24 protein-coding genes are annotated in these 24,325 nt (G+C 47.1%); 5 read left to right on the top strand and 19 right to left on the bottom strand.

Annotated features, from left to right (window positions below):
* Positions 1–7 precede the first annotated feature (7 nt).
* The 4 genes from MHH82_RS07315 to MHH82_RS07300 form a co-directional block, all read right to left on the bottom strand.
* Complete coding sequence (locus MHH82_RS07315; RefSeq protein ID WP_015733954.1) at positions 8–715, bottom strand: sugar phosphate nucleotidyltransferase; 708 nt, start codon at positions 713–715, stop codon at positions 8–10.
* A gap of 28 nt (positions 716–743) precedes the next feature.
* On the bottom strand, positions 744–1,472 hold the full coding sequence (locus tag MHH82_RS07310; RefSeq protein ID WP_015733953.1) for a glycosyltransferase family 2 protein: 729 nt from the start codon (positions 1,470–1,472) through the stop codon (positions 744–746).
* A gap of 12 nt (positions 1,473–1,484) precedes the next feature.
* The gene (locus MHH82_RS07305) at positions 1,485–2,459 is read right to left on the bottom strand and encodes a glycosyltransferase family 2 protein (protein ID WP_340964756.1); all 975 of its coding nucleotides are present in this window, start codon (positions 2,457–2,459) and stop codon (positions 1,485–1,487) included.
* A 160-nt stretch (positions 2,460–2,619) separates the two neighbouring features.
* The gene (locus MHH82_RS07300; RefSeq protein WP_041622119.1) at positions 2,620–3,426 is read right to left on the bottom strand and encodes a glycosyltransferase family 2 protein; all 807 of its coding nucleotides are present in this window, start codon (positions 3,424–3,426) and stop codon (positions 2,620–2,622) included.
* Positions 3,427–3,611: 185 nt separating this feature from the next.
* On the opposite strand from MHH82_RS07300, the gene MHH82_RS07295 reads away from it, so the two are divergent.
* The 4 genes from MHH82_RS07295 (at position 3,612) to MHH82_RS07280 (ending at position 7,307) form a co-directional block, all read left to right on the top strand.
* Positions 3,612–4,013 carry a CHRD domain-containing protein gene (locus tag MHH82_RS07295; RefSeq protein WP_041621942.1) on the top strand — a complete coding sequence of 134 codons (402 nt, stop codon included), beginning with the start codon at positions 3,612–3,614 and terminating at the stop codon, positions 4,011–4,013.
* Positions 4,014–4,265: 252 nt separating this feature from the next.
* Entirely contained in the window at positions 4,266–5,180 is a 915-nt protein-coding gene (locus MHH82_RS07290) for a right-handed parallel beta-helix repeat-containing protein (protein WP_015733950.1), read from the top strand.
* Positions 5,181–5,295: 115 nt separating this feature from the next.
* Positions 5,296–6,312 carry a glycosyltransferase gene (locus tag MHH82_RS07285; RefSeq protein WP_340964750.1) on the top strand — a complete coding sequence of 339 codons (1,017 nt, stop codon included), beginning with the start codon at positions 5,296–5,298 and terminating at the stop codon, positions 6,310–6,312.
* 47 nt (positions 6,313–6,359) lie between these two features.
* Positions 6,360–7,307 (top strand): phosphotransferase, encoded by a 948-nt coding sequence (locus MHH82_RS07280; protein WP_015733948.1) that lies wholly within the window; start codon positions 6,360–6,362, stop codon positions 7,305–7,307.
* 48 nt (positions 7,308–7,355) lie between these two features.
* Here the strand turns inward: MHH82_RS07280 and MHH82_RS07275 are convergent, their stop codons facing one another.
* From MHH82_RS07275 to MHH82_RS07210, 14 genes are all read right to left on the bottom strand, one after another.
* On the bottom strand, positions 7,356–8,876 hold the full coding sequence (locus MHH82_RS07275; protein ID WP_340964747.1) for a glycosyltransferase: 1,521 nt from the start codon (positions 8,874–8,876) through the stop codon (positions 7,356–7,358).
* Positions 8,869–10,245, bottom strand: coding sequence for a nucleotide sugar dehydrogenase (locus MHH82_RS07270; RefSeq protein ID WP_340964744.1), 1,377 nt, complete (start codon positions 10,243–10,245; stop codon positions 8,869–8,871). The genes MHH82_RS07275 and MHH82_RS07270 overlap by 8 nt, the downstream gene beginning before the upstream one ends.
* Positions 10,246–10,490: 245 nt before the next feature.
* Complete coding sequence (locus tag MHH82_RS07265; RefSeq protein ID WP_340964742.1) at positions 10,491–11,078, bottom strand: GNAT family N-acetyltransferase; 588 nt, start codon at positions 11,076–11,078, stop codon at positions 10,491–10,493.
* On the bottom strand, positions 11,075–11,305 hold the full coding sequence (locus MHH82_RS07260; protein ID WP_015733945.1) for an acyl carrier protein: 231 nt from the start codon (positions 11,303–11,305) through the stop codon (positions 11,075–11,077). The genes MHH82_RS07265 and MHH82_RS07260 overlap by 4 nt, the downstream gene beginning before the upstream one ends.
* A complete protein-coding gene (locus tag MHH82_RS07255; RefSeq protein WP_340964735.1) occupies positions 11,302–13,014 on the bottom strand; it encodes an HAD-IIIC family phosphatase in 1,713 nt (570 codons plus the stop codon). Before MHH82_RS07255 ends, MHH82_RS07260 begins: the two co-directional genes overlap by 4 nt.
* Before the next feature lie 94 nt (positions 13,015–13,108).
* Positions 13,109–14,290, bottom strand: a complete 1,182-nt coding sequence (locus tag MHH82_RS07250) for a phosphotransferase (protein WP_340964732.1) — start codon at positions 14,288–14,290, stop codon at positions 13,109–13,111.
* 238 nt (positions 14,291–14,528) lie between these two features.
* Entirely contained in the window at positions 14,529–15,614 is a 1,086-nt protein-coding gene (locus MHH82_RS07245) for an aminoglycoside phosphotransferase family protein (RefSeq protein ID WP_015733942.1), read from the bottom strand.
* Between the two features lie 190 nt (positions 15,615–15,804).
* Complete coding sequence (locus tag MHH82_RS07240; protein WP_015733941.1) at positions 15,805–16,101, bottom strand: hypothetical protein; 297 nt, start codon at positions 16,099–16,101, stop codon at positions 15,805–15,807.
* 20 nt (positions 16,102–16,121) lie between these two features.
* On the bottom strand, positions 16,122–16,424 hold the full coding sequence (locus tag MHH82_RS07235) for a hypothetical protein (RefSeq protein ID WP_340964729.1): 303 nt from the start codon (positions 16,422–16,424) through the stop codon (positions 16,122–16,124).
* A complete protein-coding gene (locus MHH82_RS07230) occupies positions 16,421–16,741 on the bottom strand; it encodes a hypothetical protein (protein WP_235201757.1) in 321 nt (106 codons plus the stop codon). The genes MHH82_RS07235 and MHH82_RS07230 overlap by 4 nt, the downstream gene beginning before the upstream one ends.
* A gap of 29 nt (positions 16,742–16,770) precedes the next feature.
* Positions 16,771–17,127, bottom strand: a complete 357-nt coding sequence (locus tag MHH82_RS07225; protein ID WP_015733939.1) for a hypothetical protein — start codon at positions 17,125–17,127, stop codon at positions 16,771–16,773.
* Between the two features lie 84 nt (positions 17,128–17,211).
* A complete protein-coding gene (locus MHH82_RS07220; RefSeq protein WP_015733938.1) occupies positions 17,212–17,916 on the bottom strand; it encodes a glycosyltransferase family 2 protein in 705 nt (234 codons plus the stop codon).
* A 354-nt stretch (positions 17,917–18,270) separates the two neighbouring features.
* Positions 18,271–18,852, bottom strand: a complete 582-nt coding sequence (locus MHH82_RS07215; protein ID WP_251499250.1) for a WIAG-tail domain — start codon at positions 18,850–18,852, stop codon at positions 18,271–18,273.
* A gap of 72 nt (positions 18,853–18,924) precedes the next feature.
* A complete protein-coding gene (locus MHH82_RS07210) occupies positions 18,925–20,070 on the bottom strand; it encodes a glycosyltransferase family 4 protein (RefSeq protein ID WP_015733935.1) in 1,146 nt (381 codons plus the stop codon).
* A gap of 283 nt (positions 20,071–20,353) precedes the next feature.
* On the opposite strand from MHH82_RS07210, the gene MHH82_RS07205 reads away from it, so the two are divergent.
* A complete protein-coding gene (locus MHH82_RS07205; RefSeq protein WP_251499255.1) occupies positions 20,354–21,457 on the top strand; it encodes a YheC/YheD family endospore coat-associated protein in 1,104 nt (367 codons plus the stop codon).
* Between the two features lie 51 nt (positions 21,458–21,508).
* On the opposite strand, the gene MHH82_RS07200 is transcribed toward MHH82_RS07205, so the two are convergent.
* A complete protein-coding gene (locus tag MHH82_RS07200) occupies positions 21,509–24,325 on the bottom strand; it encodes a DUF5704 domain-containing protein (protein WP_340964716.1) in 2,817 nt (938 codons plus the stop codon).

Raw genomic sequence — 24,325 nt, 5'->3', positions numbered from 1 at the left:
ATAAGGTTCACCACAATCGGCCACTGGCTTGGTATAAGGACTGGAAGGTTCCCGCGTCCGTCCACCATCCGTCTAATATGTCATAGGTAAGCTGCCCCTTCGATGCATACACATTGTTCACGTCGGTAATTTCCAGTTCGCCTCGTGCGGATGGTTTAATGGTTCGGATCGTTTCAAACACCGTCGAATCATACATATAAATACCGGTTACGCAATAATCGGATTTAGGATCCTCCGGCTTCTCCTCGATCATGACAATGTTGTCTTTCTCCAAGACCGGAACACCGTATCTCTTCGGATCAAGGACTTTCTTCAGAAGTACGCGCGCTCCAGCGGCCTGTTTTTCATAAGCTTGCACAAAAGTTGATAGATGATCCTCAAACAGATTATCGCCAAGAAGCACAACGAACTTTTCGCCAGGTGTTATGAACGGTTCGGCAAGGTATAATGCTTGGGCAATCCCCCCGGCTTCTTCCTGGATTTTAAATGTGACGCTTACTCCCCATTCTTTTCCGCTGCCGATCAGGTCTGTATACAGGCCAGCCGATTGCTTGCCGATCACAATGAGAATTTCCTCAATGCCCGCTTTTTTGAATTTCTCGATTCCGTGACATATCATCGGAACTTTCCCGACAGGCAGCAGATGTTTGTTTATGACTTTGGTCAGTGGATAAAGCCGGGTACCCGTACCTCCTGCCAGAATGACGCCCTTCATATAATCCTTCCTTTCGCAAAATAGATGATTATACATAGATCGTTGGATCGACGCCCCATTTATCCATGAATTTTTGTTTGTTAGTATCGATAAGATGCTTCACTTGACTCATGTCCTGCTTGGCAAAGCTGGCACTCCCATGATGAAAAACGAAAACATCGCCCGCAATCCTGAACGTATATCCCGCATTCCTGGCCCGATAACAATAGTCATCGTCTTCAAAATGACCTGGTGAATAACGTTCGTCCAGCAGTCCGATCCGATCCATCAATTCCCGTTTAAACAGGAAACATAAGCCCACGATTCGATCCACTTGAAGCCACTTACTGGCATCCGGCTCATTCAGCTGGTTCGACATCTCCTCTAAGCTGGTATATGGCATATCGATCTGTTGTTTCCCGCTCGCATAATTGGTAAGCGGCCCGACGATCCCGATATTGGTTTCGCTGTTCAAGCAATTCAACATATTCTGCAACCAGTTGCGGGTGACGATGACGTCATTATTCAGCAGAAGCAGCGTATCGCCGGTTGCAATTTTCAAACCCTTGTTGCATGCGGCTGGAAAGCCAATGTTATTTGCCAATGAAATGAAGGTAATCCCCTCCTGACGGCAGATATCAACGGTACCGTCGGAGGAACCATTATCAACAACGATGATCTCATAAGGCTCATTCGTATGGCGTTTAATCGAATAAATGCAATCCTTTAGCAGATCCCTGCCATTGAAAGTCGGAATAATGATGCTTGTTTTATTCATAGCTACCACCTTCTAAACCTTGGTTAGCTGCCTTTGTCTAATCTGATCCATAAAAGATAGCCGCGGCCCCTTTAAGTCGAATACCGTCTTGAGAGCTTCGATGTGGTCTCCAATGATCAAGTCGGAAACCGCGTTTTGTTGTCCGACATTTCGAGCTCGGAGCCGATTTTTTGTAATAACGTCTACACTGGCCGGTGCGTTTATTTTTAAACCCTTTTCAAGGGCGATGACTTGCGCTTTCGGTGGGACAGATAAATTGGCGTATCCGATGATCTGGGCAGCTTCCTTCCTCATCGCGTGAGGTACCGCTGTAAGCGAATTGGCTTCGAGATCCGCCCTGCCCATGGATCGATTAATAAACTCCTTAACCGTTGTTACGTAATCTCTTTCGGAAAACATCCCGATCCATGGAGAAATATTATTTAAGGCAATATCACTACCCTGTTCAATGGCATCAATGAAAGGTACGAGATGCTCTGCTAATATTGGAACATCTCCATCAAGGAACAGCAGAATGTCAGAATCGGCTAACTTCGCCCCGACCGCTCTGCCAACATCGTGTCCCAAAGCCTGTTTATAGTGCACAATAATGGCTCTCGATTGGTTTCGGATCATTTCAAAGCTTTCATCGGTTGATCCGTTCACCACAAATATGATTTCATGAAGCGGCAGCCGATGAAGCTGCTCCAGCAATTTTATAATCGTATCTTTCTCGTTCATCACCAGGACGATCGCCGCTACTCTTTTATCCGTTGGCAGAAGTACTGCATTTCCAAGATATACTCCAGTATGCTTGCTGTGTCCTTCCACAAATTTTGATGCCGCCGCGTGATAAACGGTCCATGGCAGCGGTTTGACTGAATGGTACCAGCGGTTCCAGCTCTCGTTCACTTTGATATGAGGGTCTATATCCGCTGTTGTTGGAACTTCATGGGCCGCTTGCTGATAACCGGCAGCATAAGCTCTCTCTTTCCAATTGTCGACCACTCCATTTGAAATCCGACGATTCTTGAATATAAGAGCCTCCAATTTATGACCGCTCCGTTTTCTATTGGTCCTTGCTCTTTTATTTATGGGTCTCATTGCTCTCCTAAAAGATTTTGAAGCGGGAATCTTACCTCGTCTCTGCTTTCTTCGCACCATCTCATCACCACACGCTTTCTCTTTTTCGTGCGAGATCTGATCGATTTCCCCGCATGCCGGATTTAGAGATTAACCAATCTATCGCCTCCAAATGATCCCCCACGATCAGGGTTTCCAGGGGATCATTTCCTCTGGTTCTACCCCTCCGGGGATTTCTTTTTCCTACATCCACGTAATGGATCCCGCGTACTTTCAAACCATTATAAATAGCCATTGCTTGAGCTTTCGGAGGAACGGCCAAATTGTCGATACCAATCAAATATACTGCTTTTCGGCTCATTGCATGTGGAATGGTTGTCAGTGAAGCTCCTTTCAAATCGGGATTGGATACCAAAATGTTTAACGTATGCTTAGCGAGGATAACGCTGTGAACGTGATGCTTATCGATCGGACCCAAATACTTGTTCAAAGCCACGTCCACCCCCTCTTCCACAGCTTTCGTTAAAGGGGTCAAATCACTTGTTTTTATTACGATGTCTGCATCGGTAAACAGCAAGATGTCTCCTCTAGCCGCTGCAGCGCCGATACTTCGTCCCACGTCATGACCAAGCGGAAAGGGCAAGTGGATCACCCTCGCTCCGATGCTCTGAGCAATATCTGCCGTACCGTCCGTTGAACCATTAGCAACAACGATAACCTCTGTGGCGGAGTGCACTTGGCTGGCTTGCCGAATGACTGCCGCAATGGTCTTCGCTTCGTTCATGGCAGGAATGATGACGGATACCTTCGGAGACTGGGCATTTATGATCCGGGACAGGGATCTTCCCCTCTTTTTTCTGTTAACGGGACTCGCAGGACTTCGTTTCGACATGTTTCTCACCTGCCAAGTTGGGATTAAGGACACTTCCTCCTCATTTTATGTATAGGTTTATTTACTGTAACGGCGTTCGTACCTTACACCGAATAAAATTGGGTTGAGCGGATGGACCAATAAACATACCAACTCTATCGATATCGAATAAACTAGAACATCAAAAAGAAAGGAAGTGAAGACCTATCAGAACATTCAGGGCAACATTATTAGGCAGAAACGAGGTACCCGCTGTTAGAACGCGGGCCACGGGGAATATTGTTTTTCAGCTCAACAACACAGGCACTCAGCTAAGATTCAGACTTGTTATTCGAAATATCAGCCAAGTGACCCAAGCTCATATCCATCTCGGAAGAGTCGGACAAAACGGCCCCATTGTCGCATTCCTGTTCGGTCCGTCAAAATTCGGTATAACCGTAAGACGCGGGATTATTCAGGGTGTCCTGACGAATCAGGATTTGATCGGTCCTCTGCAAGACAGAACGATTCGAGATCTGATCCGTGAATTCGAGCGTGGCAATGCCTATGTGAACGTTCATACGATCCAAAATCCGAATGGTGAAATTCGCGGGCAGGTTCGGCGATAAAATCACATCATCTTATTTGTATATACGTTTTATGAAGAAAACCCTCCAACTGTGCATAGAGCGGAGGGTTTTACACTTGGTCGGCTTTGGCAGCGGGAACGTAGGTTTTAATCTATCTGTTCTTCCAACCTCTCAAAAATGTGCGTTTCATCTCATCCATCTGCCTTTACATTCATCTCTCCCATTGCATTAACTGTTACTAGATTAAGAATACAAAAACCTTAATCAATTCTATATGAGGAGGTAGACGTGATGGCCATTATTTCGGTCTTCCCTTCACCTACAGGGACGCCAATTGCAACTGCGGTAGCTTCAGCTGTCGCTGGTGACGTCGTATTGGTTAATGATGGAACGTATCCTGAGCCGGCGGTGACTGTAGCGACTTCCAACGTAAAAGTTATAGCTAAAAATGAAGGTGCGGCGATACGCCAAGGACTCAACGCTGCCGCAAGTGCGTTCATTGTCACAGCAGCTACGGGGGTTGAAATTAACGGATTCTCCATTCAAAACTACACGGCCGATGCGATTGATGTTACCGCTGGTACCAATCACCGCATCATTGGCAATACCATTAACAACACGCTTGGTATTGGTATTGATTTAGCGGCCGGTACCGGACATGTAGCCTGGAGAAACAGTGTTCAAGATGCAGGCGGCGTTGCAGGAATCAACGTAGTAAGCACCGACAGCTGGATCGTACAGAATGTATTCTTCAGCAATACAAGTGTGGGTATTTTGTTGGCCGGCGCCAATAATGCGGCTATTGGTAATACTGTCTCTCAAAACGGCACAATCGGCATCTCGAGCACCGCAGCGAACAATCTGTTATTCGGCAACACGGTCACGCAAAACGGAATAAGCGGAATCACCGTTGCAGCAGCAAACAACGTGCTGATACGCAATAACGTGGAAAACAACACAGGTACCGGTGTTTCGATCACAACCGGCGATAACGGATATCTTGGAGCCAACGATTCGAATCGTAACACTCAAACCGGTATCGCAATTGCCACCGATTTTAACAGTGTGGAATTCAACGAAATGGAGTTCAACCAGAATTTTGGACTCCTCATTTCCGGCGATGAAAACACCGCATTCGGAAATCGGTTCACCGGTAACACGCCAACTCAAATCTCCGTAACAGGTACAGATAATAACTTGTTCTAAATTCCTTGTGTATGTAAGGCTTTTACGCTTGCTCTCCTCGTGAGGGCAAGCACTATTTTTCAACTGAGTTACCCGCAAGGGCATCCCGTAAACATGATGGTTTGGAGGTCATTTGATGAGAAAAATTCTTGTGGTCGGCTCAGAGGAAACCGCATCATACCAAATCATTCTTCTTCCCCCTCTCCGTTATCTGGAAGGACAAGGATACTGCAGTTTCAAGATCCTTCCACATAAGCAAGTAACCCGATCTATCATTTCTTCATATGATATTATTTTGTTTCTGAGAAGCATTGAGCCTGCAGCGCTCCAATGTTTAGAATGGGCACACCGTGAGGGAAAGAAGACCGTATACGTCATTGACGACCATTTTCTCGCGATTCCTCAAACCACCCGTCTTGGACAAATATACTCAAAACCCGCTTATAAAGAAACCTATACTTACTTTCTAAAGAACGTACACACAGTCAAAGTAGAATCACCCGTCTTTCGCGATGTGATTAAGATGCACTTCACTCCTAAAGTGGTCTATTTTCCAGGAAGCATTGATGTTACCTATACACAATTGTCCAACAGTCCGAAAAAGGAAGATCGACTCGTGATCGGATATGAAGGTGCCAAAAAGGAAAGTTCTTTCCGCCCGGTTATTCCTGCATTGCAGCGCATACTTAAGGAATACGGAGATTTTGTTAGACTGGAGTTCTACGGGTACTGTCCTGAAGAATTGAAGGGGCATCCTAATATCTCCCATTGGAAACATAATGAAAATTACAGCCAGTTCATGCAGCAGCTGTATCGGGCCAATTGGGATATCGGTCTTGCACCCATGGATGATGGTCTGTTCTACCGCTGCAAAAGCAATGTGAAGTTCCGCGACTATGCTGCCTGCCGCATTCCCGGCATTTATTCATTATCCCCCATATACCGTGATTGCGTATTCCACAAAAAAACGGGTTATTTTGTTCCTCAAACAGAGCAGGGCTGGTACGTCGGAATTCGAGAAATGATCGACAATCCCAAACTTCGAAAAAAAATTTCACAAAAGGCCGCAAAGGCCGTGGCCAAGAACTTTACGGTCAAACAGTGTGCGAAAAATTGGAAGTCTCTTTTTCAAGGCCTGCTCGACATACCATAGAACCTGTAATAGATGATGACCTATTATCTGGAATGGAGAGTGATAGCATGCCTACTATTCAAGAGGCAGCGTTGGTTCTTAACCAGCATTATGACATCAAAAAGCCGAAAATCGAATGGATTCAGGACGAACCGGATAAAGCGGTGTGGAAGGTAATCGATAACAAAGAAACCTATATCCTTAAGTCGGATTACAGATCAAGCAAAACCTTCACCCCTTCTATCACTCTACAATACGAGCTATCCCAACAGGGGTTGAAGGTTCCGGAGGTAATCGCCACGAATCAACGGAAACTATGTACGAAGCATGGTAAGCATCGTTATTATTTATCTAGATATATTTCTGGCGGTTCTGCATCGATAATTGACCGCGTAAAGGTCATTGGGGATTTTCATCAAAACGCTACATGGCCAAGTTCACTCTCATCCAATCAAAAACCGAGCGCCTTGAAGAATGGAATAAACAGATGGATATCTGAATATCAATTAAAATTAAAAGATTTGATGAAATGGAAAGACCAGTACTCCTTGCCGTATATTCAACCCTGTTTACAATTAGCTGAGAAATGTATAAGAGTTTCTTCCCGAAGAGCCCCCCTCCTCGCTGATCATCTCACATCCCTAAACAATAGGAGATGGCTTGTACATGGGGATTTAACCCATTTAAACGTAATAAAAACGCCATCAGGAGATTTATGGATCATTGATCTGGAGCATTCAAGAATTGACTCTCCCATCAAGGATATCCGTTATTTATTACCGAGGGTCGTGTTATCTTCCCACTATAAAGAGTACTTTACGAGATTTCCTGAAGGGAAGTCTTATAAAGAACTCTACTATATAGATGCGATATTTCCTCACAGCCTCCACTTCTACCTCGGCGGATCGATCAGGCAAATGAAACTTCCGCTGAAGAGTACCAAAGTACAAGAGATTGTATCAGACGAACTAGCGAAGGATGACATGATAAGCAAGGAGTTGGGCGGCATTAAATAAGGGAATACCGAAGGGGCCGTTGTACGACAACGGCCCCTAAGATACATATTAACGTTTCAATCTTTTCATAACCGGCTTATTGTGGTGCTTGCTCCAATTAAAAAATTCATTATTACGGATATTGCCATTGATCGCGGTAAAAGGAACCTTATTCTTCCAGGCAACGTAATTAAAACTGATTTGGTCTCTTTTACTATAACTTATAATTTGTCTCCACCATGTGGTCATTGCTCCCATAACGATAGGATCATTATGGCGTCTTAGGATCACGCCGGACTCAATCAGTCCGTTATCCCTCGGATATCCCGCATTCTTATACAAAGCTACTTGTTTTAGTATGACTTCTTTGTTATCCTTCCCCAAGGCAATACAAGCCTCAGCTTCTTTATAAATACAATTCCGATGTGAATGTTTGTAGAACACCAGCGGTGAGGCGCTATATTTTTCAATAAACCGATCGATATCTCCGACGATTCTGATATTCCCGTCAACCCAAACACTGTGTTTGTAGGTCGGGAATAATAAATGTGGCATAACTTTTACCCATCTAGCTTGACGGGCCGAATCAGCGAATATTTTATCTAACTTAATCATTTTCCAGGTTCCGGACTTTAATTTAGGATTATCCGTAAAACAATAGTAATCACAATATTTGCTCATTTGTAAAGGATCCTGCAGCTTATCGTAATTGCCGGTTATCGCTGTGTATACTACGTTTTTTCGTTGATTACTTGTGATGATTTGTCGTCTGCACGCTAAGAGCCACTTTAATTTTGCCCTTGTTTCTCTGAGCGATTGATGCACGGCCATTTTTTGTACCGATCGTTGAACCCTTTCCTCGCCATGCTTGCGATAGAGAGCAGCTTTTCCATTCTGCACTAATTTCTTTCTTCTATCGGTTCCAAAACTTGCCGACTTTTGATGATAGATATAACAATGGGTGGCTACCTTTAATTTAAAGTTGGCAGCCCGTGCGCGAAGGCAATAATCATCTTCTTCCCCGTAACCTACCGGAAAGTTCTTCTCATCGAAATATCCGATTTTGTCTAACACTTCTTTCTTGATCATTAAACAGAAGCCGTTTAAAAACATGACTCTCGGAAAAATCTTATCCGAGGCTTGATAGACAAGCTCGGCCATTTGTTCGATCGTCAAGTTGGGCTCCAATCCATTACGGTTCCAGTCCCGATGGGGAATGGATTGCCAGCTGGCTGCATTTGACAGCGGACCGACGATACCGATCCTGCGATCGGATTCCATGGTTTCCGTCAGCCTTTCCAACCACTGACTGGTTACGATCGTATCGCTGTTGAGGAGGACGCAGTATCGTGATGTTGACTGTTTTAATCCTTGATTCGCTGAAGCCGTATAGCCTTGCGGTTTATCGTGTCGAATTAATTTATGGTGAAATTGTCGTGTGTACTGTTCCAGATATCGCTTTGTGGTTTGATCGCTTCCATCATCTATGATAATTAAATTAATTTCTTGTGTCGTGTTATTTTGAATGGAGCTCAAGCATTGTTTTACTGCGTTCAAACCGTTATGCACACAAATGACAACATCAATCAATCCCTTCCCTCCCTTCCCCGTTATCTTTGATCGACACAATCGGGGATGAGCTTTTCTCCAATCGCTTATGTCCGCCGAGCAAGACGATGTTTCCTTTAATCGACCGGGTCACATTTTTCGTGTCATACAGCAAAGCGGCATGCTCAGCAATAAATCGGTAATCGATCGTACTATGATCGGTAGTAATAACGACCAGGTCGGCGGAGGCAATCAGATCCGGCAAAAGTTCTATGGAGGAGATCCTGTGGCCGTTGTCCATAAACCATGGAATGAGCGGGTCATAATAGGTTACCGCAGCCCCCTTCTGCTGTAGAAGCCTGAACACTTCCAGTGACGGCGATTCCCGCATATCGTTGACATCCTTTTTATAAGCCATGCCGATCAATATAATGTTGGAGTTTTTTAGCGGCTTTTCATGGTCATTGAGTATGTCGGTAATCTGCGATATGACATAGCGGGGCATATTGCTGTTGATATCGCTGGTCAATTCAATAAATTTGTTATAGAAGCCGAACTTTTTAGCTCTCCATGACAGATAGGTCGGATCGATCGGGATGCAGTGGCCGCCGATCCCCGGCCCCGGGAAAAAGGGGATGTAACCAAACGGCTTGGTCGAAGCAGCGTCGATCACTTCCCAGATGTTAATCCCCATTCGGTCACACATGAGCGTCAGCTCGTTCACGAGCGCAATGTTTACGCTTCGAAACGTGTTCTCGAGCAGCTTAACCATCTCGGCCGCTGCCGTTGAGCTTACGGGAATCACGTTATCCAAAAAAGAACGGTAAAATTGAATGCCGAGATGTGCACATTCCTCCGTGATTCCACCTAAGATTTTAGGTGTGTTTTTTACATTGAATTTACGGTTTCCAGGGTCCACTCTTTCCGGAGAATAACATACAAAAACATCCTTACCCACTTCCCATGGCGTATTGGCCTCAATCACATTCTTAATTAATTCTTCGGTCGTTCCGGGATAGGTGGTGCTTTCCAAAATAATGAGCGTATCTCTCGAAGCATACCGGATGATGGAATCAACCGCTGACCGAATCATGGAAACGTCAGGATCTCTGTTGATGTTAAGCGGGGTGGGCAAGCAAATAACGATGATATCTGCCTCAGCCAGCGCTGAAAACTCATGAACGGCATACAGGCGCTGATGGATCAAAGAATCGATATCTTCATCCTTTATATCCGTAACATACGATTTTCCGCGTTGCAGCTGTTCCGTTTTATTCTTATCAATGTCAATTCCGTACACCCTGTAATTGGCTCTTGCCGCCTCCACTGCCACAGATAGTCCGACGTAACCAAGACCGATCACGGCCACCGTTGCCGTCTTGGTTTTTATTTTATGCAAGATTTCGCTCATCCTGGTTGTCCATCCTTTCTTGAAGAGTAAGTCCTTGTTCAAAAAACACCCATGATGAAATTACCGGGCGATCATGAATTTCCTTCTCCTGATAAAATATGAAATACGCCTGAGAGAAGCAACGGCGAATTCACCAGACATATTACCCATGTCATTCCTATTCGTCCGGTACATACAGAAAAGACAGCGAACGGTTTCGCTGTCGTAGTATACAAGCCATATTGTTCTTTCATCCCGAATGCATATTAATTACTTTCCGAATTCTCCCCGAGCAGACGCTCCGCTAAAATGGCGGGCTTCTCTAAACGTTGTTGTACCGTTGGCCAGTTCTCCTTCGTAGCCGTATGAATAACCATATCGTAAGGGACCCCCCTGATCGTCAGGCCATTGCGTTCGATTCCGGTTCGCGGCAGCCCGCAATGATCATGAAAAGAAACGACGCTCGCATTCTCGATAACCGTATTGGAAAACACACTGGACAAACCCAGAATATCGAACGCAACGTGAAAAATAAGCCATACGCTGGCAGGAGCGGCTGGGATCGAATCGGAAATGATCCATCTTCCCCAATTGCCGGCTTGACCATCAATATCATAGATCGCGATGGTTCCGATCGGCACTCCCGAGAGAAGCTCAATGCAGAAGTAATAATCGCCCTCTCTATGAAAATATTCTTTCAACCATGCTTCATGCACAGCATAACGAGAGTCGATTTCTCCGATGTACTTCGATAACTCAGGGGACCTTCTCAGCTTGAAAATAAATTCGGCGTCGTCCATCGTAATCGGTCTTAATCGAATGCCGAAACGTTCAACGGTGATGTTGTGGTTCACGACTTCACCTCAATGATCCTGGCGATGTCATCCAAGCTTTGAATACCCGCTACTTCCCTGATGGAAAAGCGAACATCGAATTGCTCTTCAAGGCGAAGAATGAGCTCCATGTGCTTTAAAGAATCCCAATTCGGCAATTCTCCCCGCTTTGGATTACCTTGAGGCGGAATCGGGGTGTTCAACACCTCGGATAAGATCGACCCAATTTGTTTGCGTATTTCCGTCATCGATTTACCTCCACTCTGGCAGGATGGTTCCCGCAAGCAGCTTTTACACGTGCATAGAGATCCCTAAGCGGCAGCTGTTCCGGCGAGCCCTCAACAAAACGCTTTATCCAGTCCAAGGCGGGGGCATTCCGCGGCCCCTGGGACATCTCAATGTGGATACGCTGCACTCCGCGATCCATCAATTTCTCCAAGATCCAGGCAAAGGCTACCGTTTCAATGTCACGTCCAAGCGCCCTGCAGCTAAAAAGCGTCTCGATGAGATGCGCTTGTTCGCCATCCAACCTGCATACAAAGGTGCCGATAATTCCGCTGTCTGACAGTATATCCGATAGGCCAACCGTAATCGTAACGTATTTGAAGGCGTCCATAACGTCATTTGCTTCATTTTCTGTCATACGCCTTAAAGCTAGGTTAAACTGATTTGTTTTATGACTTAGATCATACAGCCGCTTGACATGGGAAGCTTCATTCTCATAAATGGTAATGACCATGTTCAAGCTGTCTAAATAGGAATGGTAATCCGATGCGGTTTGCCTGATCTTCTCTCTTGCCTGATTGGCCTGGATATCCGTTGTTCGGGATACGGCAATGTCATCCCGGTGAAGTTGATACAATCCGGGAAAATGACATAAACCCAGCATCGTTTCTTCACCGTTTCGTTTGGCACGTAGAAGGCGTACCTCCGGTAGTTCTGCAGCCATCTTCACCAATTCCGCCGGATTGTCATCCACAAACAAGAAGGCAGACAGATCGATATTCAGTATTTGAGAGAGCCGATTCAGATTTTCTGCTTTTGTCTGCCAATTTGCACGAACAGCGGCAAAATCGTCCCATCTCAGCGGAAAATCGGTGCGCGCATCGAACAGTGCTTTAACATCTTCCTCCTCATTTCGGCTGCACAAGGTAAGCATAATTCCTGATTGTTTTAGTTGAAGCAGCAGCCTTTGCAACCGATGATGGCCTTCCGTTAACGTTACCCCTTCAGCTCCTTCTTCTCCGAGGACTCCGTGATATAGCGTATCATCTAGATCCAGGGCTATCGCTTTAAGCCTCGGAACCAAGGAAGCGGGCAAGAGCTGGACGCCAAGGTGACGGGAAATAATCGTTGTTGCCTGATTGGAAAATGGGTAGTTGCTGATTTCTTCGTTCCGATAATCATAGAAGGATTCGGTGCCTTCATGGGCCAATTGGGCTAAATCGATCAGAACACAGCCCGTGTTGTTCTCAACCGCCCCCAACAAAAACGAATTTAACTTCCGGAACCATCCACGGTCGCTGGCACGGAAGCTGAGCACCCTATCGGCATCTTCCAAGGACTCCGGCCAGTTATTTATCCAGATCGGTTTATCCGTTACCATTCGCAGTTTAACGATCCGTTCATTCAGCCATTGTGCAGCTTCTTGTGCACTCATAGAGCGGGCGTAAATCCGCCAATCTAACCAGATGATATATACATCCGCCTGAGCTTCCCCTCCAATACCGGACAGAGCGCTATCATAATCTGAGTAATCAAAACAGACATCAGCCTCCCATAATCCGCAAAACGGAGACATCAAATTGGCAACAAACTCAAAGGGCATCGTTCTGTCAACTCGTATTCGGAAGGTTCGAATGCTTGGAAGCTTCGGGCTTCCTGCAATCCGACCCCTGGAGGGAAGGGAGCACAGCAGAGAATCCGCTAAATCTAAACGGGTTAACACATGATTCATTCCTATACCTCCCTCCTGATTTCAGAGCTTTGACCTGGCCATCATGCCAATGTTCTTGATACTCCCGGAGCCTATCCCGCTAAAGCCATTGGCATTAATATAACCCGAGCTCCTTACCCCACACATTGATTCTTTCTAAATAATGATCCAATAAATGAACCGTCTTCAGATCCTCCACGCCCCAATAGAGCTGCTGGAACAAGCTGCGTTCCAAAACGCGCTGCAAATAGGCCATTTTGTACAACGTAACCGGGTCCGTATCGAACCGGATTCCATATTTGAGCATTTCTGCGGCATATAAAGGCGCACAGCGTTCAATTACGGCATTTTCGTCGCCTCTCCAGTCCTTGCGGTATGCAAAAAACACACCCATTAAATTAAACATATCGAACCAGCAAGGTGAGAAACGTGCACCTTCCCAATCGATAAACTTAATGTTCCAGTTCTCTTCGGCTACATTGTGGCAGCCGATATTCGGTGTTTGCAGATCATTGTGAATGATGCTTTTACCTGCCTGCAGAAGCTCGGGAAAATAAATAGGTCCTTTTTGTAACATGGTACGGACATTAGCGTAGCTAGACTCCAGCCTCGCCTTTAATTCGGGACGTTCCATTGCTTTATCCAGATATTCTATAGTTCTTTGATGCGTCTTCTGGCGCTCTTGCGTTGAAGTGGGGGAATCGTAAAGCGGGAGCCATTCCTCGAATGTTTCCCAATGACTATAAAAATTGTCGTTATAGGTTAGCGCGTGAAGTTTCGCCAAGGAAGGGATAATCCGGTCAAAATAATCAGGTGTAAAGATAACCTGACCCTTTACTTGAGGGACGAACTCCATGAATACCCATACATCATCACCATTCATACCTTCCACGATCAGATATATGTTAGGTATCAGATCCGATAAAATATGGGTTGCTTTTCGGTACATGTTTAACTCGATAAGTTTCTGTTCGTTCACGGGTGCTTTGAATATCTTTAAAATCATTGGATATTTTTGTCCGTTTGCCGTAATTTCGAGTTTCCAGATTGCACTCTTGAATGTTTCTTTCAAACACTCCATATTTCCGTCGTTCAAAACAACGGAAGATCCGAAATGGCTTGCAATCTGATCAGCGCATCCAAGCTCCCGCCACTTCAGACTTATATCGTTAAGAGGCGGGTTTGCCAATAAGGCTTGTGCATCCTCAAGCCCTTTATTATATCCATCTTCTTTTCCCTTTTTAAATCCATCCGCACGACCTTGCTCGAACCCTTCCGAATTTCCTGTTTTCACCATATCCGCGATCCTCCACTCCATATTCCTTTTATATCCTATGTGGAGGACCTCCGACATGACATTAAAAAAACGCGATTTAACATTCCGTGTACACGATTTTACATCCTGCGAATAATTGGATCTTTATGCGGATGGGCGCTGGATAAACATTGTAAAGCAACGCAAAATAACCCGCAGAACACGCGGGTTAACCGTGTAGTATTCAACTTCGTATTCATAGGACCGAATGTTTCTAGCGCTAATAAAGCTCCAAATTTTTTCCTAAGACCTTGATTTTTTCTAAATACGCCGGCAGCAGCTTCGCCTCTTTTTTTCCGGTAACAGCCCAATTCAGCTGCAGATACAGCCCTTTCTCGAGTATTCGTTTTGCAAATGCCATCTGATACAGTTTTAGTGGATCCGTATTAAAGATAACTCCGTGCTTTCTCATCTCATTCGAATATAATTGAACGCAGCGGCGGGTTATATCCTCTTCCTGATCCCCCCATTCTCGGCGGTATGCCAAGAAAACCCCGATCAAATTGACGAGATCAAACCAGCACGGGGCATATTTTGCGCCTTCCCAATCGATAAACTTGATTTTCCACGACTTCTCCTTAACATTGTTGGTCGCTATGTTTGCAGTGTGAAGATCTCCATGGATAATGCAGCAGCCTTCATGAACGACCTCCGGGAAATAATCCGGCCCTCTCTGCAGCAGGCCCTTTACGAGTGAGTAGTATGGATTAATCATATCTTTCAACTTGTTGTTTTTCATCGCTTCATCTAAATAAAATAAGGTTAACTTATTTATGTTTTTTCTTTCTTGTCTCATAACATTGGAATTATATCGAGGCAGCCAATCACCGAATAGTCCCTCATATTGTATAAAGCGTTCATTCATCGTAGAGGAGTGGAGCTTCGCTAGTGTCGGAATGATTTTGTCAAAATGATCCGGATTATACTGAACTCGCCCTTTAAGAGGCTCAACGTATTCCATGAATACCCACAAATCGCGTCCGTTCATATTTCGTTTGGTCTTATAGACCAGTGGCATGAACGGTTGAAGCACTGTTCTTCCTTTACGGTAGATATTTTTCTCAACCGTGCTTTCCGGCCGGTCTTTTTTGAGCGCTTTCGAAATTTTAAGAATGACGGGGACGCGCTTTTGGTCATGTTCGATTTCAAGTTTCCATATGCTGCTTTTGTAGGAGTCTTTTAAACATTCCATGGTTTGATGAACCCATCTCGCTTCGGTGCCAAAGGACTTGAATGATTTGGGGAAACCCATCTTACGGCATGTTCTTCGAATGAATCGCTTGTCTATTCTGCTGGTTCGACTCATTAGTCCTCACCCCATTTTTTGCTTTTAACCATCGTATGTCGAACATAGCGATACAAATCCATTCATTCGCCTACCAAACGGAAATGTGCTCTGGCTCAAATTGGTCCGCGGGGTTCTTCCATACATAATTTTGATTCGGTAAACGGGATCGTTCTTCAGCCTTAGTTATATAGAATGCTACCTGTGTCGTCTAGGCTAAGGTAACAGCCTGTCTCCCATCTTCATACCCTTTCGCAAATCCGGCTTTAAAATCTTCCATGTAGGAATGATCATACCCTTTGTCATGGATTTGGTGGGATAAAGGCCGGGATCTGCCGGCCTCAGACCTGGAGCTGTAGCGTCCACCGGCTCGATGGCGCTTGACTGGCTTGCCATGGCGGCGTTTAGTAACTGATGACTTCAGGCTTCTCAGCCCTTTTGCGAATGACTTCTTCCGTGCCATGGGTGAAGCCTTACGATGATTCCTGACCGTTAATGCCGTGTTCATGGCGAATCCTCCTGCAAGGTTCAATTCGTAGCTTCTAACCCGGCCTCATTGTAAAATAGCTGGCACTCGGATGTTATCCAGGGCGATGCCGGACTGCCTAATTTGTACCGATTTAACGGAATGCCTGTCAACATTTCAGCCATCACGGATTGATAGCCGACAAGCAGCCGAATATTCTCCGCAAGCGTGCGCGCGGTTGTTTCGGAATGTGCCGTAACCTCTGCGATACTTTCCAAAATACTTGCCAGCGCTTGCTGGCTTCTAGCAATGGATGATACCATAGCAATCTTGGCCTCATGTTCCTGTTGTATGCGCGCGATCATGAGTCCGTATCTCCGAAATCGAATGCATCAAATCCCATGGCATCATCTTGTTCAGCGTCCGTTCCGAGAATAATCCGCAGATTCCGGCACAGACCGGAGCCTATTTTCGTCAAGCCCTCGATTTGCTCGACAATTTGCTCGTGAATGGATAACGAATCCTTCAACTCTCCCTTGGAACGAGGATATTGAGTCAAGACCCATTGACAAACCTTTTCGGCTTCTACCGCTTTCCCTTGAAGAATGAGATAGGTATTATATTGAATAGTCACGGATGCATCGAGAATCCGCATGAACGATTCCTCTTTACTCACATACATTCCCCCTTAACCAACGAAGTCGGATCCCATTATTCTTCGCCTTGCTCGTTCGCTCTAAGCTCTTTCATTACGATTTCCAAACTGTCTGCCGATGTTTGTTGCAGGTCGGCCATGGCGTTCAAATAAGCAGCAATGCTGCTATTGACTTGTTCCACCTGGGATCCTGACGACCGGCCACCTAATAATTGTCCCCCTAACGATGGTCCTCCTAACGATGATCCTCCTCGTGAATTCGGTTCTTCGGAGGCTTGGATTTCATGATTCGGTAAGGAATGTATAATTTGAGCCATGCGGACTGCTGCATGACGCTGAGCTTCTAGAATGCGCGCTAATTGCTGCTGGGAGTGCGATAGGTATTCGACCATATCATCTATTTTTTTCTCCACGACATAACTCTCCTTCGCTCATCATATTTTTCAACATATGCTTCGACAAGCTTCCTGGTGCCATCAATAATGCCATCCTTCGAATCAAGTGAATAGATCCTTAGCTGGCAGCATCGTTCTATATTGCTGCGGAACTCGCCCTAACCATTCGCTTATGCTTTCCTGTAATGATGGAAGCCCCTCATCTAGTCCTCCAACCTCCGTTAACAGCTCGGGGCGGAACAGAGCACAGCACGCATTTAACCGGTTATGGATATCCGCTTCGTCCCCGGAAAGTACGGGGGTTCCTGACTGTGCAAAACTAACGCAAACCGTTTTGATAGCGGGTGCATGTTCCAGCTCATCCATCAGACCGCCGATCCAGTTATCCATAACAGGTGTACAGCCATATAGAATAACTAACTTCTTCCCGTGTGCAGCACGAAGTGCCTTATTAAGAACAACCGCTATGCCTTGACCACTTCTCTCCATAATGTGTCGTACCGCTCCGATCCGGCCGCGCACATATTGCCTGGTTCCTTCCGAGGAGCCGGCATCAGCTATGAGCAGCTCATATGGATGCGGCGTTAAGGCTTCGATTCTTCTAATCTTGCCAATGGCATCTTCGTTTGGATCATGAATGGGAATGATGATGCTGATGCCCTCAAATGAGGCTTCTCCGTTTTTTTGTCCGTGTTGAACGCCATAAGAATAGCCAACGATAAATCCATCCTTCCGTCCTTCAACCGGATCAGCTTTGGGAAGAGTCGCCGATAAAGATGTCCGTAAGCGAGTGCCGCGTCTCTTCATCGTAAAAAGTCCTTCATATACATTCCGCCTCCCGTTTCTCATCACTGCGTGAGGACCGAATAATCATTTGGCAATTCATTTCTATTGTATGTTGACTTTCTCGCTTCGTGACGGCATCCACAGGGACCATTCCATTCTCTATACGTATGATCATCTTCCATATGTAAACAACACTTGATTGGAGTAACATGTTCGTAAATGAGCGTCATTCGGAGAACTCCTTAGTATTCACTTTCGCGGATGATTGCACTGAGGCTCTTTCGGAACGGCATCTTCATCATGTTGACGAATGGGACCTCCCACGGTTACTAAAAAGGATGGGTGGAATCTCGCTTCCCCCATCCTTCTCCTCCATTATGTTGCCATCCGGCCTATTGAGATCCAGTACAGCCAGCCTTCTGAGATCACAGTGCCTGCCGGCCGCGTAATTCCGATGGCCACCTCCGCATGCTGCCGTTTTCGAATGCCAGCTTGAAACACCGGATCACTGCACGATGCCACCACTACATAATGTTCATCTTGATAGGAGGTCTGAAGCGGTATTGTAATTTCGATCGTTTCTTGTTCATCAGAAAAGATGAAGGGGAAATATCCAAACTGCTGAAGTAAAGGCATATCAGGAATCCCTTGAACCGGATTAAAGGAAAGATGACTCGGTTGAACCGATTCAAGCGCTAGTTTGGAAGAAATAATGGATTCGGATGACAGATGAATACTGTGTACGGCATAATCCTCAATCGCTTCACTTCTTACGCTGCGATGCTGCAGATGGGAAGCACTGATTACATCATCAGCCAACGCGTGATCCATCACATCATTATCTAAATCTGACCACTTGCCGGAAGTTCCTCTGATGGCTATCTTCTTATTATAGCCATCGTACCGCCGAAAGGGCCTTCCCCTTCTTATCCTGGTGATCCTTCTGGCTTTGTTCACTGTCAGCTCTCTCCTCTGCTTCTAATCGTTACCTTCATCCTATTCAAGAGAAGGGGCTACTGCCACAGTCGGTTAGATGGTTTGCATCAGGTTAGCCCATCGTTCTGCCGTATGATCCCATCTGAAACGCTGACGTACCGTTTCACGGCCAGCCATCCCGATTCGGGTACGCAGATTCTCGTCCTGAAGCAATCCGTTAATCCGTTCGGCAAGCCCGCCAGGAAAATCATCCCTTTGAACCAGGTAGCCCGTCACGCCGTTCTCCACGATCTCCGGGATACCGCCTGCATTCGCAGCGATGACGGGAACTCCTGCAGCCATGGCTTCCACGTTCACGAGCCCAAAGGCTTCCCTCGGCGCTGAGGGGACAACCACAATATCGGCAAGCGAGTACCAGTCTGCAATTGCGGGATAAGGGATAAAGGGGCGGAAAAATACCCATTGGGTATAAGGTCCGGCCGTTCTTTTCAGTTCCCGTACATATGCGGTTTCCCGATCGGATCCGTAGGCTGCACTCCCGATGATAAGCAAAAGAACATCCGGATGCTTGTCAATGATATGAGGCAATGCGGCAATCAGATGGTGAACCCCTTTGTCAGGGATGAGCCGTCCCGCAAACAGAATGATTCGCCGTCCGCTCCATCCGTAATGAGCAAGCTTTGCCTCTCTTAGTGCCTTGGCAGCAGGACTGAAAGCAGGAGTAAAATGATCAAGACTCACACCAAGATGATTAATCGTGATCTTCTCCAGAAGCCCAGCATGTCTTGAAGTGATATCCTCCAGCAGGAAACGGCTGTTCACCACAATGCCGTCCATCCAGCGAGCAATGGTCCCAAAACGCTGCTCGCTCATATACGGAGGTGAAATAAATGTATTGGAGTGAAGATTCAATACGATTTTCACATCCGGCAGATGCATTTTGAGGCGCTGCGCCAGCAGCGGCCGATTGTGAACTTCGATAATATCCGGTCTCCACTTCTGAAGCCTCCGCAGCAAGGAAGGATAATAATTCGTTCCAGATGGCAGGCGGTAGCACGGAACGCCGTTGATCGTGTCTTTTGAAGGGAGCCCTTTTCCCAGTACTCCGAATATGCGCACATCCATGGCACCCTGCGCTAATGGAATGGTCTGCTCTACTACCCGCTCGACGGAGCTGCTCCTCCCCGATGGAATGACAAACGATCCCGGCGTCACAACCGCCACCTTCCGCAAACCCATAACTCCACATCCTTCTCACATCTTATCTATATGAAAAACACCTACTGATATATCAAAGGTTCCCCCTTGATCCGTAGTGTTTCGTTGCCATATCCAAAATGCGCATACCTGTTCATTTGTATGGTTAGATACCTTAACATATACCGAATCAGGGCCTGTTGGTGACTAATTCCCGACAAAGAATAGGCCAACCACGGGCGACACCCGTCCATCCGGGACAATCATCCTCACGCATACGATATGGTACAAAGACTACAGGATTATGGTGACAAGGAGGGTGACCATGCATCTGGAATATGTCGGCATTCTGCTCAACAACAATACGTATCGCAGAATTTCCAGCGGGGGAATCGGCACTGAATCACTGGCCAACTACGAAGAAGCTGCTGCCATGAATGGGTTGGTTCCTTGTTTTTTTACAATCCATCATATTTCACTAGAGACTGGAAAGGTGACTGGTTTTGTTCCGGCTCCAGCTGGATATTCGCAAGTGCATATTCCCATCCCACGCGTTATTCATATGCGGGCTATTTATCATAAAAAACAGGAGCAGGCGCTGATTGATCAACTGATCAAGCGCGGGGTATTCGTTTATAACGGGCGTACGCGTTACGGTAAAAACGTTATACATCATATGCTGGAGCAGGACCAGGGGATATTACCATCCCTGCCTCATACGGTAGAAGCTACCCCTGCCTCGATTCGCTCCATGCTGAGCCAGCACGGGGATCTCGTTCTAAAACCATGCAATGGAAGCATCGGGGTTGGTATCATGCGATTAAAAGGTAACTCTTTACGCAGTCAATTCACTTACTCCCGCTCATCCCCATCGGCCAAGGGCTGGCGAACGGTTACCTTGCCGCCCGGAAAGCTCCATCCTCTGATCTATCAGCGGATTAGGCAAGCTCCATTCGTTGTACAGCAGCGCATACCGCTTGCCGAATATGATGACCGCCCCTTTGATATCCGAGTTACCGTTCAGCGCGGGGGAAGCGGGCGCTGGGAAGTCGCCGGCATGTTCGCCAAAACATCGGCTCCACGAACGTTTGTCTCCAACATTGCTCAAGGCGGCTCAGCCTATCGGGTCCCGGACATACTCGCCCGCTGTATGCCTTACTTGCCTGTAGGACTTACCATCGAACGAATTGCTGAGTTTTCCCTCCATGTCGCCAAGACGCTGTCCTTGTATATTCCGTACGCAGCTGATTTTGGAATGGATGTCGGCATTACCGAGAATGGAAAGATCTATTTCATTGAATGCAATGGCTGCGATCAACGTTATGGATTTCGGGAAGCCGGAATGGAGGAAGTTTGGAAATACTCATACTACAATCCGATGGCTTTTGCCCGGTATCTTTATGATAACGGGGTCTGGCCGCATTATTGAATGGAAAAACCAGCCTCTCCTGAGAACGGGAGAGGCTGGTTCATGACGATTTTAATGGGGAACCTGGGAGTTGAAATCCCCTTTACTGGATTGATCCGCATGATAAAATACGACATCCCCATCCAGCAGGGTAAATCTTTTGCCATACGGATCGGTATAGGTTCGGCTGTACCCTTCAAGCTGCCACTGATTCATGAGCGGTGCATGAATGTATTGCAGATGGGACTTGGCCGTATTGCCCTCCCGGATCGTCTCGATGTTGAAATTGACCACGATATACCCCTTCTTCAGAAATACAGAGGACTTCTCGTCCAATCGGTTACTCCGTCCATAAGCCGCCAGATCCGTTCCTTTCTTCACCACATAGACGTCGGCGGGAAGACTGTATTCACCGTACCAGCGCTGAACAGCGGCGTTGGCCCGCTCTCCGTCAACGGAGGTTGGCAGCCCCGACTTTGGCCCAATCAATGTTCGAATGCCGGAAGGCAGCAGCATCCAGTCGAGCCGGCCTACCCAGGTCTTGCTCTTGCTGATCTTCTCCATGTACTGCTTCGCGTAGGCCGCCGGGGACATTCCCGCCGGTGCCCCACCGTGGTTGTATAGATACGAAGCGGTATCCTGCAGTTCCTCTTGGGGTACATTGCGCAGCCTTTCATTCAGAATGACGTAACGCTTCTCTGTATCCTGCGGGGAACCGATTCGAATGAACTTCCGGTTTCCACTGTGGTAATACAGATCGACAGGCTGACGTCCGCTGCCGTCTTTATTCACGAAATAAAAGCTCGGCGTAACCGAAATGCCGTCCTGCGCCCCGAACATATTGCCCTTAGTCTTCAAATCGAATTTGAAGTGGTATCCTGTCTTCACGGCCGCATTCTTATACCCCTGTGCCGGATGCTTGCCCGGAGCGATGGGAAGCGTATAAGGCAGCGCGTTCCCCCGGGCCTCGCCGTCAATGCCGCGGAGTCCTGTCCAATAGGACGCCCCGCTTGGTGACGCATTCCCTTTTTGTTTGCGGAAGACCGTCTCCCAGTTATAATCGGCAATATCCGTGATATGAAAATCATACACGCGCCCGATCACTTCTACAGGTTCTATATCCGTAGCCACATGGTGGGATAAATTCGTGTTGGCATCGGGCTGCGTCGTATAGTCGGGCGGCGCGTTCTCCGCAATCGTACGGAAGTACACCTGGTAATCTCCCTCATCTACCCACACCGGCAGAAAAAACTCCGTGTCCAGCTGTGCCGTCGGGATCGTGATCCAGGTGTCTTTTGGATAGAAGGTGCGCTTGTCGCTGCTGTACACATCGAACGGAAAATAAACCTGCTTCGATCTTACATACTTCGCATAGTCCCGGTTTCCGTATCCCTGAATGTTCCGATGCTGGCCTGAGGTAGGGATGCGTACCGTAAACGGCCGATCCAAGATGAAGGCGGACCGATTCGGATTGGGGGTCGTCTTCTGGTTGTGGGCCTGATCATCCGTTACGGAGGAATAGTTGACGACCGGGGTGTGGACCGTGACGGTGTTTATGGCGTTGACCGGGAACGATTGATGGGACCCGCCATTGATGTTGCCCGGGATGAGCTCGTAATCAATCGTACCGGTGCTCGCCGTATTTGCTTTATTCAACAGCGTACTGCTGATAAGATAGTTTCTGCCGTACAATACGTCTCTTTGTATCGTCGCAGCCGGAGGGATAATCCCTGGAGATGGCGCCGTTCCCTGTGCCCAGCTGTCACTCATGACGGTAGATCCGTTAAACAGGACTTTGTCGTTTCTTACCTGGTTTTGGCCCACGGCCGACTCGGCTGCGGACGTAAAATCCGTTGTCGGCACCGCCGGTCTGCTTGAACCGCCTGAAACGGTTTCCGTCCCTAAATCCACTTCTTCGCATGAAGCAGGCTCCACATGATCGTCAAGACTCGTGCTGTGATCGGACGTAAGAACGGGAGGTGTGTAACCGGCTGGAGTGAGGCTCACCGAACCGCCTGGTAAAGCATAGTTGCTGACAGTCGTTTTGGACAGCTTATAAACCTCCAGGTTATCGATTTGCCAGTAGGAGTACGGCCTCGTTATCGTCACCTGTTCTTCTACCGGAACCTCTTCTTCCATAGGTTCATCGGGCGTGCCGGGATCATCCGGTCCTGAGCTTGGCGTTCCCGGGATCGTCCAGGTGAGAAGGTATGTTTTTTTGACGGGAACGGTGTAGGTGATCTCCCCCGTCATGTTCGCCCATTGGTTCTTGTACAGATAATTGAGGCCAAACACATTGACGTACAGGGATTCCGAAGTCGGTATCCCGTCAAGAACATCAAACTTTTCTGAATCCCGGTTATCCGCCTTAATGACACCCGTTGCCACGGGGTCCATTACCGTGTGCGAAGTAACAGTTCCCTTTCTAGCAGCACCGATTTGGATCTCACATGTGTTGGGCGGACCGCCTGAGCCTCCATCTCCACCGCCGCCCCCTCCTCCGTTATTTCCGCACGTTGACCCTGCCCCCACCTGAATCATGGCATCGTCGGTTTCGTCCAAGGCTTGGGCCGTGTCCTTAAAATGAGCCGTAATCGTCGCTTGCCCCGTCGTTGCCACGGCTGTAACCATACCGGAAGCGTTCACGGACATGATGCTGTTATCCGAGCTTCGCCAAGTCAACTTATCGTGTCTTTGCAGATTGTATGTACTTCCGTCTACCTTCGTTAATTTCGCTGTAAGTTGAACGGTACCGGCCGGCGGAACACAGGTGGGGCCGGTAATTTCCAGGCTTGATGTTCCATCTGCAAAGGTGGCTCGGAGGAGTTTGTCTTTGTACACGTAGGTGTAAGATGTGAAATCTGCATAAAACTTGTTAAAATAAAACAC

This window comes from Bacillus sp. FSL K6-6540 (genome assembly GCF_038007545.1).
This window is presented reverse-complemented; position numbering and strand designations above follow the sequence as displayed.